This is a genomic window from Variovorax sp. WDL1 (genome assembly GCF_001541225.1).
Lineage (GTDB): Bacteria > Pseudomonadota > Gammaproteobacteria > Burkholderiales > Burkholderiaceae_C > Variovorax.
Window position 1 is genome coordinate 153,386 of the sequence record NZ_LMTS01000096.1, and the last position, 10,172, is coordinate 163,557.

Here is a 10,172-nt window from a genome sequence, read left to right on the forward strand (position 1 = left end):
AGGGCCTCTACGATACGCGATGGCAGCGACCGGACCGCGTGGCTGCTCCGGCAACGCTCGCTCAGATCAGCGGCGTGGGCTGCAGCGGCCGGTCGAAATAGTCGCCCAGGGTTTCCAGCGCATGCGGCTCCAGGATACGCAGCCAGCCTGCATCGAGCTTGTACAGCCGCAACTGCTGCAGCCGCCTCAAGGTCTTGTTGGTGTGTACCAGCGACAGGCCCAGCGCATCGGCGATGTGCTGCTGGTTGAAAGGGAACTGCACCCAGCCATCGCGCGCCATGCCGAGCCGCTCGGCGCGCCGGTAGAGATGCATCAGCAGCATGGCGACCCGCTCGGCCGCATTGCGGCGGCCGGCGGTCACGAGGTTGTCGTCCACCATCTTCTCCTCGCGCGCCGCAAGCCACGTGATTTGGTAGCCCAGCCTGGGCTGGGCATGGAACAGCTCCCACAGGCGGTCGCGGGCGAAGCAGCAGACCGTGACGTTGGTCACCGCCTCGACGCCGTGCGTGTGGCTTTCGGCGAACTCGTCCTGCAGCCCGACGAAGTCGCCCGGCAGCAGGAAGCCCAGGATCTGCCGCCGGCCGTCGCTCAGCGTCTTGAAGCGGAAGGCCCAGCCGGAGTAGATCGTGTAGAGCAGGGGGCTGGGCCGGTCCTCCTCGATCAGGAGCCGGCCGGCCTCGAAGGTGCGCGCGCCGGTGCGGAAGGATTCGATGACGCGCAGTTCCTCGATCGTGACGGGCAGGAAGGCGGGGTTGGAGCGCAGCAGGCAGCGGTCGCAAGGATGCGTGCCGGTGGGCGGATGACTGAGCGCTGGATAGTCGAGAGTCACCTTCCGACTATAGGCGGGCAATCTATGTCTTTTCACATTTCGCTCGCTTCGGGGCACTCCTACACTCCGAGCGTCCTCGACCCCGGAAAGAATGACCGAACTCCACGAGATCCTCTACTGCAGCCAGCTGGCGCCAGACCAGCCTACCGACGTGGTGGGCCAGATCGTGGCCCAGGCACGCGCCCGCAACGCGATGGAGGGGATCACGGGCCTGCTGGTCTTCGACGGCATGCGCTTCTGCCACCACTTCGAAGGCCCGCGCCGCAACGTGCTGCACCTGATGGAGCGGCTCGAGGCCGACTCGAGGCACGTGCAGATGCGGGTGGTGTATGAAGGCGAGCTCCTGCAGCGCCGCTACCGCGCATTCAACCTGGGCCTCGCCCAGGTCGAGGACAGCGAGGACATCGCAGTCGTCGAGCAGTTCGACGGGGTGGAGGCACTCGCGCGCTTCATGGCGCTGCGCCCCCGCCTGGACATCTAGGACCTGTTCACGCCAGGTCGGACGAGGAAGCCAGGTCCCAGCTGTAGGTAGCGCCGTGGCCGTCCCACGGCTCCATCACGATGCGCTCGCCGGCCTCGACACGCAGCGTCTCGCCCGGTGCCAGCACCAGGTCCTCGCTGCCCCATTGCCTGGTGGCGTCGCGCGTCACCCACACGCGCCCCTGGCGGATGCGCAGGATGCTTGCCGCGGACGCCCTGAGGCTGGTCGCCTCGCCCGCGCCCAGCTGCCACGCACCGCGGCGAACGGCCGGCGCAACGGCGGCCGGACGGGTGTTCAGGGCGGGGGATGACGGGAACGTGGAGGTGGTGCAGACGGCGGACATAAGAGGCTCCTGGAAGAGGGATTTCTCCGACAGCGCAATGGCGCGCTTCGGGAATGAATGATCGGCGCCCGTCCGTTCGCGGTCCAATGAAAACGCGCTACCCTAATGATTCCGCTTTCGCATCAATCCGCGGTTTCCGGACTTCTCTTCCATGCAGCATTCCCAGACCCACCTGCGCTCCCGCCCGATCTCCGCCGGCCACCTGCGGGCCTTCGAGGCCGTGGCCCGGCACCTGAACTTCCGCGCCGCTGCCGAGGAGATGGCGCTGACCCAGTCCGCCGTCAGCCGGCAGATCCAGTCGCTGGAAGAAGAGGTGGGCGTAGGCCTGTTCCTTCGCCATACGCGCGCCGTCGAGCTCACCAGCGCCGGCGCCCAGCTGCTGCTGGCGGTGCAGCAGGCACTGCCGCGCATCGACGGCGCGGTGCGCCAGATCCGGCAGAGCGCGGGGCGCAAGAGCGTCTCGCTCACCACCTTCGCCTCCTTTGCCTCCATGTGGCTGATCCCGCGTCTGGAAGCCTTCCAGCGCGACAACCCCGAGATCGACATCCGCATCGACGCCAGCGATTCCGCGCTGGACCTGGACCTCGCGGACATCGACATCGCCCTGCGCTACGGCCCCGGCGAGAACATGCCGGCCGGCGCGATACGCCTGTTCGGAGAGAACCTCACGCCGGTGGCCAGCCCCTGGCTGATCAAGAGCAACCCGCCGATCAAGGCACCCGCCGACATCGCGCGCTTTGCCCTGATCGAGGCCGGCGACGCGCACCGCACGCACCTCGAATGGCTGACCTGGCGGCGCTGGTTCGAGGTGAACGACCTGCAGCGCGCGCAGCCCAGGCGCTGGCTCTACTTCAACTACGCGTACCAGATGGTGCAGGCCGCACTCACCGGCCAGGGCGTGGTGCTGGCGCGCAGCTCGCTGATCGCCGAGAGCCTGGCCAACGGCGACCTGGTGGAGGTGCTGCCGCAGCACCGCATGGATTCGCCCATGGCCTACTGGCTGATCGTCGGCCCGCGCAGCGCGCAGCGGCCCGAGATCCAGGCGTTTCGCGATTGGCTGGAGGCGCAGGCGGCCACCACGCGGGGGACCATCGGGGAGGTGCCGGACCCCGATACGGTGGATCAGATGGATTGAAGGCAGCCGGTAACGGCGGACCTTCGGCCAGGCCCGCCTTCCGTCGACCTCCGGTTCACCCCACCGGCCAGACCACCCCGTTGTCGTTCAGGATGGCATCCAACGGGAGGTCATGCGGCTCCGGCTCGAAGTCCTCGAGAAAGCCGTTGGTGAAGCCCAGCCCCACCGTGAAGGGCCGCGGCTCCAGCGCCGCCAGAGTGCGGTCGTAGAAGCCGCCGCCGTAGCCGAGCCGGTACCCGCCGGCGCTGTAGCCGACGCAGGGCACGAAGAGCAGCGTGGGCACGATCAGCTCGGTGTCCTTGGGCTTCGGGATGCCGTAGGCGTCCTCCTCCATCGGACAGCCCGGGTGCCAGGCGTGGAAGGTCAGGGTCTTGTGGACCTTGTCGACCACGGGCAAGCCGATGCGGCGGCGCTGCGGCTCCCCCTGCAACTCACCGTCTTCCTTCCAACGGTGCAGGGCGGGCAGTGGATCGAATTCGCCCTTGATCGGCCAGTAGGCGCCGATCACCGTCTCGGGACGGCCCACCAGCCAGATCCGCATCACGCGCTGCAGCAGGTCCGCGCGCGCCAGGCGGTCGGGCATGGCAAGCCGTTGCGCAACCAGTGCGGAACGCAGCTGTTGCTTGAGAAAGTTGGCAGTTGCCGAGGTGTCGGCACCCTTTGACTTGTCCATAATCCCCCGATGCAGTTCGCAAGCATTTTGTCACCTGCGCGCAGTCGTCTTCGCGCTCCCATCCCCACCCTCCTTCTTTCGCTCGCAATCGCCACCACGGCATGGCTGCAGCCGGCGCGCGCGCAGAACGGAAGCGACGACGTGATCGTGCAGATGAAGCAGGCCGCCCAGCGCGGCGACAAGGCGCGCCTGTCTGCCCTGTTGCCGCAAGCCCGCGGCCACGTGCTCGAGCCCTGGGCGGCCTACTGGGAGCTCAAGGCACGCCTCGGGGAAGCCAGCGCCTCGGAGGTGCAGGATTTCCTCTCGCGCTACGCCGGCACCTATCAGGAGGACCGCCTGCGCAACGACTGGCTCATCCTGCTCGGCCAGCGCCGCGACTGGGACGCCTTCGCCGCGCTGCACCCCGCCTTTCGCATGAACGACGATCCGCAGGTGCGCTGCTACGCCGTGCTCGTCGAGGCGCTGCGCTCGGGCAGCCCCACCGCTGCCCAGGCCGCGGAGGTGCGCCGCAACTGGCTGGGTCAGCGCGAGCTCGACGATGGCTGCCTGACCGCGGCCGACCGCATGATCTCGTCGCGCATGATGTCGCCCAACGACGCCTGGAAGAAGGCGCGGCTCGCGATCGAGGCGAACCGCCCGCAGGCCGCGCGCGCCGCGGTGCTGCTGGCTGCGCCCGATGCCGTCCCGCATTTCGACGAGCTCAACGCCAGCATGGCGAAGTTCCTGGCCGGCCGCGGGGTGGCCCCGGGCAAGGCGCGGCGCGAGCTGGTGACGCTGGCACTGATCAAGATGACCATTGCCGACCCTGACATGGCGGCCTCCCAGCTCGACGGCAAGTGGAGCGTGATGCTTTCCCCCGAGGAGCGCAACTGGGTGTGGGGCGCGATCGGCCGCCAGTACGCGGTCAAGCTCTCGCCGGCCGCCACCGGTGCCTTCGCCAACGTCACGAAGAACGCCGACCTGTCCGACGACATGCTGGCCTGGAAGGCCCGCGCGGCCCTGCGCAGCGGCAACTGGAAGGAAGTGCGGGCCGCCATCACCGCCATGAGCGACTCGACCCAGGAAGACCCGACCTGGATCTACTGGAAGGCGCGCGCCCTCCACGCGCAGGGCGGCGACGATCGCCGGGCCGAGGCGCGCGCGCTGTACGAGGGCATTGCCGGCACTCGCGGCTTCTACGAGCTGCTGGCCCTGGAGGAGCTGGGCCAGCGCGCCAGCGTGCCGACCCGCCCGGCGCCGCTCACGCCCGAGGAGAAGGCAGCAGCGCGCAGCAACCCGGCGCTGGCGCGCGCGCTGTACGCGATCGAGACCGGCCTTCGTCCCGAGGGCGTGCGCGAGTGGAACTACGCCACCAATCTGCACGACAAGGGCGGCATGGGGGACCGCGAACTCCTCGCCGCCGCCGACCTCGCCTGCCAGCGCGAGGTCTGGGACCGCTGCATCAACACCAGCGAGCGCACCAAGGGCATGATCGACGCCGAGCAGCGCTATCCCATGCCGTTCCGCGAGACGGTCGTCGCCAAGAGTGCGGAAATCGGCCTCGACCCCGCCTACGTCTACGGCCTGATCCGCCAGGAGAGCCGCTTCATCATGGACGCGCGTTCCGGCGTCGGCGCCTCGGGCCTGATGCAGGTGATGCCCGCCACCGCGCGCTGGACCGCCCGAAAGATCGGGCTCTCCGGCTTCACGCCCGGCCAGATCAACGACCGCGACACCAACATCACCATCGGCACCAACTACCTCAAGCTCGCGCTCGACGACTTCGACGGCTCCATGGCGCTGGCCGCCGCCGCCTACAACGCCGGCCCGGGCCGGCCGCGCAACTGGCGCAATGGCCCGGTGGTGGAGGCCGCGATCTGGGCCGAGAACGTGCCGTTCAACGAAACCCGCGACTACGTCAAGAAGGTGCTGGCCAATGCCACCAACTACGCCGCCCTGATCACCGGCCGGCCGCAGTCGCTCAAGGAGCGCCTCGGCACCGTGGGCCCGCGCGACGCCGCCGAACCCGAGCCCAACAAGGACCTGCCTTGACGAGCCCCGGGAAGGTCGTCGAATGACCTGGTGGGACGAGGTCGCAGCCACGGTCGCGGCCGAGTTCTCGGACGTGGGCGACGTCGCCCAGCTCACCCGCATCATGGTGCGCCTGGTGCTGGCCTCGGTGCTGGGCTTCGCGCTCGGCTTCGAGCGCGAGCAGCAGGGCAAGGCGGCCGGCGTGCGCACCCACATGCTGGTGGCCATCGGCTCGGCGCTTTTCGTGCTCGTCCCGCAGCAGGCTGGCATCGAGCCGGCCGACATGAGCCGCGTGATCCAGGGCCTGGTGGCGGGCGTCGGCTTCCTGTGTGCCGGCACCATCCTCAAGCAGGGCCGCGACGAGCGGCATGTGCAGGGCCTCACCACCGCGGCCGGCCTCTGGATGACGGCCGCCATCGGGATGGCCTGCGGTCTCGGCCGCGAGGTGACGGCAGTGCTCAGTGCCCTGCTGGCGCTGGCCGTGCTCTCGCTGGTGCCGCATGTCGTGAAGGCCGTCGAACGCGTCGTCGGTCCGCCGTCGGGCGACGAAGGCAAGCGCCTGATCGTCCCGCCGGGCAGCGATGACGATGGCGACGGCGCGCCCGGGCGCTGAGCATCAATCCCGCGCGCCTTCGGCATCAATCGCACGGCGGCCGGGCGCTAGCATCGGAAGCTTTTCTTTCAAGCCCCCCGGAGATCTCGATGCTCAAGCTCTATATCGCCAACAAGAACTACTCGTCCTGGTCGATGCGCCCGTGGGTGCTGATGAAGCAAGCCGGCATCGCCTTCGAGGAAGTGATGGTGCCCTTCGATACCCTCGAGGCCGGCTCGCACTTCAAGAAGACCATCGAGGCCATCAACCCGGCCGGCCGCGTGCCGGTGCTGGTCGACGGCGAGATCGTCGTCCATGACACGCTGGCGATCTGCGAATACCTCGCCGAGACCTGCCCTGACAAGGTTCTCTGGCCACGCGACAAGGTCCGCCGCGCGCATGCGCGCAGCATCTGCGCCGAGATGCATGCGGGCTTCGCCGCGCTGCGCAACCACTGCGGCATGAACATCGAGGCCGACCTGCGCGTGCAGGGCAAGATCATCCTTCGCGACCAGCCGCAGGTGCGCGCAGACCTCGCGCGCATCGTGCAGATGTGGAGCGGCTTGCTGGAGGCCCATGGCGGCCCGATGCTGTTCGGCGAGTTCGGCATCGCGGATGCGTACTTCGCACCGGTCGGGGTGCGCATCAAGACCTTCGGCCTGCCGGTGCCCGCCGGTGTCACGGCCTACATCGAGCGCGTGCAGCAGTTGCCGGGGGTCAAGGCGTGGATCGACGAGGCGCTGGTCGAGAAGCGCTTCGTGGTCGTCGACGAGCCGTATCGCATCGAGAGCTGAGGGATACGGACAGTCGATCCGCTCGACAGCCCGCGCGCAACCAGCGCCTAAACTGAGGCGCATGCAAACCTACCTCGTCGGCGGCGCCATCCGCGATGCCCTGCTGGGCCGGCCCGGCAGCGATCGCGACTGGGTCGTGGTCGGTGCCACGCCCGAGGAGATGGCCGCGCAGGGCTACCTGCCCGTGGGCCGCGACTTCCCCGTTTTCCTGCACCCCGAGACACGCGAGGAATACGCGCTCGCCCGCACCGAGCGCAAGAGCGCGCCCGGCTACCGCGGCTTCGTCGTCCATGCATCGCCGGAGGTCACGCTGGAGCAGGACCTCGCGCGGCGCGACCTCACGGTCAACGCCATCGCGCTGCCGTCCGCCGAGGCCGGGGCCACGCTGGACCTCGCGCACCTGGTCGATCCCTTCCACGGCCGGCGCGACCTGCAGGACAAGGTGCTGCGCCACGTGACGGATGCCTTCCGCGAGGACCCGGTGCGCATCCTGCGCGTCGCGCGCTTCGCCGCCCGCTTCGCCGACTTCCGCGTCGCGCCCGAAACCATGGCGCTGATGCGCGAGATGGTCGCCGCCGGCGAGGCCGACGCGCTGGTACCCGAGCGCGTCTGGCAGGAACTCGCGCGCGGCCTGATGGAAGCCCGGCCCTCGCGCATGTTCGAGCTGCTGCGCGAATGCGGCGCGCTCGCCGTGCTGCTGCCCGAGGTGGACCGGCTCTGGGGCGTGCCCCAGCCCGAGGCCCACCATCCCGAGGTCGACACCGGCCGGCACCTGATGCTGGTGCTGGACATCGCGGCGCGCCTGGATGCGCCGCTTCCGGTGCGCTTCGCCTGCCTGGTGCACGATCTCGGCAAGGGCACCACGCCGGCAGACGCGCTGCCGCGCCACATCGGCCACGAACAGCGCAGCGTGGGCCTGTTGCGCGATGTCTGCGAGCGCTGGCGCGTGCCAGTGGAGCTGCGCGAACTTGCCGAGGTGGTGGCGCGCGAGCACGGCAACATTCACCGCAGCGGTGAGTTCGGCGCGCAGGCGCTGGTGCGGCTGCTCGAGCGCTGCGATGCCTTTCGCAAGCCGGCGCGCTTCGAGCAGGCGCTGCTGGCCTGCGAATGCGATGCGCGCGGGCGGCTGGGCATGGAAGACAGGCCGTACCCGCAGCGGGAGCGTCTGCTTGCGGCGCTGGCGGCGGCGCGGTCTGTGCAAACCGCCCCGATCGCGGCGCGGGCGCAGGCAGAGGGGGCGGCAGGAACGAAGATCGCAGAAAGCATTGCCCGCGCGCGCGTGGCTGCCGTGGCAGAGGCATTGGCGACGCACGAGTAGAGGCGGGACACAAGTTCCGAACACGCGCACATCGGCACATCGGCACATCGACGCATCGGACGCAGCCCCGCGCGTTCGCCTTGTTTCAATTGAATTGGATTTTTGCCGACCCCCCTCGCCCGCCGAGTCTGCTATGGTTTTCCCCCATGCAGACGCCCCCCCGCCTCACTCCCGACGCTGCGCTCTTCCTCGACTTCGACGGCACGCTCGTGGCGATCGCCGAGACGCCCGAGGCGATCGAGGTGCCCAGCGCATTGGTTCCGCTGCTCAGCGACCTGCACGACCTGCTCGGCGGCGCGCTCGCGGTGGTGTCCGGCCGGCAGATCGACGTGCTCGACCGCTTCCTCGCGCCGCTGCGCCTGCCGGCCGCCGGCGAGCACGGCGTGCAGCGCCGCGATGCCGAAGGGGAGATGCAGGAGCAGCGCCCGCCCGATCTGACCGAGGTGCTGGACACGGCCAACGAGCTGGCCCGCGTCTACGAGGGCCTGCTGGTGGAGCGCAAGCACGCCGCGATCGCGCTGCACTACCGGCTCGCGCCCCAGCTCGAGGCGGTGTGCCGGGACGCGCTGCTGCGCACCATCACCGACCAGCCGCAGCTGGAACTGATGCACGGCAAGTTCGTGTTCGAGGTCAAGCCTGCCGGCACCAACAAGGGAACCGCGATCGACGCCTTCATGCGGGAGGCGCCGTTTGCCGGCCGCACGCCGGTGTTCGCCGGCGACGACACCACCGACGAAAGCGGGTTTGCCGTCGTGCAGCCGCGCGGCGGCGTGGCGATCAAGATCGGGTCGGGGCCCAGCCTGGCGCTGCACCGGCTCGATTCCCCGCTCGCCGTGTTCGAATGGCTGGTCGAGGCACGCAAACTGCTGGCCGACACGCCATCCGGCACCCAAGGAAAGCCCGCATGACAAAAAACCTGCAAGAGGTCGAGACCACGGAGGAAAAGCAGCAGCAGCGAAGCCGAGCCGGCGACTCGATCGCAGGCGCCGCCAGTGCCAGCGACCAGCCCGCCGCCCACCCGGAAGCCGTGACCCGGCCCGCGGCGCGCGGCGGCTTCGGCCCGCCGGCCGATCCTTCGCTCAATGTCGGCGTGATCGGCAACTGCTCCTTCAGTGCGCTGATCGACGCGCGCGGCCGCGTGGTCTGGTGCTGCCTGCCGCGCTTCGATGGCGAGCCGGTCTTCAATGCGCTGCTGCACACGGGCGAAGACGCGAGCGCGTGGGCCATCGAGATCGAGGACTTCGCCTCCAGCAAGCAGTGGTACGAGCCGAACACGGCTGTGCTGCGCACCCAGCTCTTCGACAGCGCCGGGCAAGGCGTCGAGATTACCGATTTCGCACCGCGCTTCTACAGCCGTTCGCGCTATTTCCGGCCGCTCACCATCGTGCGCCGGGTCAAGCCCATCCAGGGCACGCCGCGCGTGCGCGTCTCGCTGGCGCCGCGCTTCCAGTGGGGAAGCACGCCGCCGCAGATCACGCGCGGGAGCAACCACATCCGCTACGTGGGCCCGGACTTCGCGCTGCGCCTCAACATGGACGCGCCGGTCTCGCACGTGCTTTCGAAGCAGCCCTTCGTGCTGTCGCGCGAGCACAACTTCGTGCTCGGCGCCGACGAGACGCTGATGGACGGCATCGCCGACACGGCGCGGCATTTCGAGCAGGAGACCATCGCCTACTGGCGCACCTGGAGCAAGCGGCTGGCGATTCCCTTCGAATGGCAGGACGCGGTGATCCGTGCCGCCATCACGCTCAAGCTGTCCCTCTACGAGGACACGGGCGCCATCGTGGCCGCCATGACCACCAGCATCCCCGAGGCGCCGGGCAGCCAGCGCAACTGGGACTACCGCTACTGCTGGCTGCGCGATGCCTTCTTCGTGGTGCGGGCGCTCAACAGTCTGTCCGAGGTCGGCACCATGGAGGACTACCTGCGCTGGCTGGCCAACGTGGTGATCGGCTCGCACGGCGAGCACATCCAGCCGCTCTACGGCATCGGCCTGG

11 protein-coding genes are annotated in these 10,172 nt (G+C 69.3%); 8 read left to right on the plus strand and 3 right to left on the minus strand.

The genetic code is table 11. From position 1 onward, the window contains the following. Nucleotides 1-61 precede the first annotated feature (61 nt). On the minus strand, nucleotides 62-829 hold the full coding sequence (locus tag APY03_RS14305) for a Crp/Fnr family transcriptional regulator (RefSeq protein ID WP_443082816.1): 768 nt from the start codon (nucleotides 827-829) through the stop codon (nucleotides 62-64). A gap of 91 nt (nucleotides 830-920) precedes the next feature. Here APY03_RS14305 and APY03_RS14310 point away from each other — a divergent pair, with 91 nt between their 5' ends. Then, nucleotides 921-1,310, plus strand: coding sequence for a BLUF domain-containing protein (locus APY03_RS14310; protein ID WP_068677851.1), 390 nt, complete (start codon nucleotides 921-923; stop codon nucleotides 1,308-1,310). Nucleotides 1,311-1,317: 7 nt separating this feature from the next. Here APY03_RS14310 and APY03_RS14315 read toward each other — a convergent pair whose 3' ends face one another. Then, nucleotides 1,318-1,653 carry a DUF2917 domain-containing protein gene (locus APY03_RS14315; RefSeq protein ID WP_068677852.1) on the minus strand — a complete coding sequence of 112 codons (336 nt, stop codon included), beginning with the start codon at nucleotides 1,651-1,653 and terminating at the stop codon, nucleotides 1,318-1,320. 151 nt (nucleotides 1,654-1,804) lie between these two features. Here APY03_RS14315 and APY03_RS14320 point away from each other — a divergent pair, with 151 nt between their 5' ends. Then, complete coding sequence (locus tag APY03_RS14320; RefSeq protein WP_068677853.1) at nucleotides 1,805-2,788, plus strand: LysR substrate-binding domain-containing protein; 984 nt, start codon at nucleotides 1,805-1,807, stop codon at nucleotides 2,786-2,788. 55 nt (nucleotides 2,789-2,843) lie between these two features. On the opposite strand, the gene APY03_RS14325 is transcribed toward APY03_RS14320, so the two are convergent. Continuing rightward, nucleotides 2,844-3,461: a 5-formyltetrahydrofolate cyclo-ligase gene (locus tag APY03_RS14325; protein ID WP_068677854.1), complete on the minus strand. Its 618-nt coding sequence runs from the start codon at nucleotides 3,459-3,461 to the stop codon at nucleotides 2,844-2,846. A 9-nt stretch (nucleotides 3,462-3,470) separates the two neighbouring features. Here APY03_RS14325 and APY03_RS14330 point away from each other — a divergent pair, with 9 nt between their 5' ends. The 6 genes from APY03_RS14330 to APY03_RS43750 all read left to right on the plus strand — a co-directional run. Next, nucleotides 3,471-5,492: a lytic transglycosylase domain-containing protein gene (locus APY03_RS14330; protein ID WP_068677855.1), complete on the plus strand. Its 2,022-nt coding sequence runs from the start codon at nucleotides 3,471-3,473 to the stop codon at nucleotides 5,490-5,492. Between the two features lie 22 nt (nucleotides 5,493-5,514). Further along, nucleotides 5,515-6,084 (plus strand): MgtC/SapB family protein, encoded by a 570-nt coding sequence (locus APY03_RS14335; protein WP_068677856.1) that lies wholly within the window; start codon nucleotides 5,515-5,517, stop codon nucleotides 6,082-6,084. 89 nt (nucleotides 6,085-6,173) lie between these two features. Continuing rightward, a complete protein-coding gene (locus tag APY03_RS14340) occupies nucleotides 6,174-6,857 on the plus strand; it encodes a glutathione S-transferase family protein (protein ID WP_068677857.1) in 684 nt (227 codons plus the stop codon). 61 nt (nucleotides 6,858-6,918) lie between these two features. Then, nucleotides 6,919-8,175 (plus strand): multifunctional CCA addition/repair protein, encoded by a 1,257-nt coding sequence (locus APY03_RS14345; protein ID WP_068677858.1) that lies wholly within the window; start codon nucleotides 6,919-6,921, stop codon nucleotides 8,173-8,175. A gap of 146 nt (nucleotides 8,176-8,321) precedes the next feature. Next, entirely contained in the window at nucleotides 8,322-9,083 is a 762-nt protein-coding gene (gene otsB, locus APY03_RS14350) for a trehalose-phosphatase (RefSeq protein WP_083944352.1), read from the plus strand. Then, a partial coding sequence (locus tag APY03_RS43750) for a glycoside hydrolase family 15 protein (RefSeq protein ID WP_232324260.1) occupies nucleotides 9,080-10,172 on the plus strand: 1,093 nt, incomplete at its 3' end. The genes otsB and APY03_RS43750, both read left to right, overlap by 4 nt.

What these genes read in the sequence shown, in the direction of transcription:
- APY03_RS14335 (WP_068677856.1), top strand. Translation starts at nt 5,515, where the DNA reads ATGACCTGGTGGGACGAGGTCGCAGCCACGGTCGCGGCCGAGTTCTCG.
- APY03_RS14310 (WP_068677851.1), top strand. Translation starts at nt 921, where the DNA reads ATGACCGAACTCCACGAGATCCTCTACTGCAGCCAGCTGGCGCCAGAC.
- APY03_RS14345 (WP_068677858.1), top strand. Translation starts at nt 6,919, where the DNA reads ATGCAAACCTACCTCGTCGGCGGCGCCATCCGCGATGCCCTGCTGGGC.
- otsB (WP_083944352.1), top strand. Translation starts at nt 8,322, where the DNA reads ATGCAGACGCCCCCCCGCCTCACTCCCGACGCTGCGCTCTTCCTCGAC.
- APY03_RS14325 (WP_068677854.1), bottom strand. Translation starts at nt 3,461, where the DNA reads ATGGACAAGTCAAAGGGTGCCGACACCTCGGCAACTGCCAACTTTCTC.
- APY03_RS14315 (WP_068677852.1), bottom strand. Translation starts at nt 1,653, where the DNA reads ATGTCCGCCGTCTGCACCACCTCCACGTTCCCGTCATCCCCCGCCCTG.
- APY03_RS14340 (WP_068677857.1), top strand. Translation starts at nt 6,174, where the DNA reads ATGCTCAAGCTCTATATCGCCAACAAGAACTACTCGTCCTGGTCGATG.
- APY03_RS14320 (WP_068677853.1), top strand. Translation starts at nt 1,805, where the DNA reads ATGCAGCATTCCCAGACCCACCTGCGCTCCCGCCCGATCTCCGCCGGC.
- APY03_RS14330 (WP_068677855.1), top strand. Translation starts at nt 3,471, where the DNA reads ATGCAGTTCGCAAGCATTTTGTCACCTGCGCGCAGTCGTCTTCGCGCT.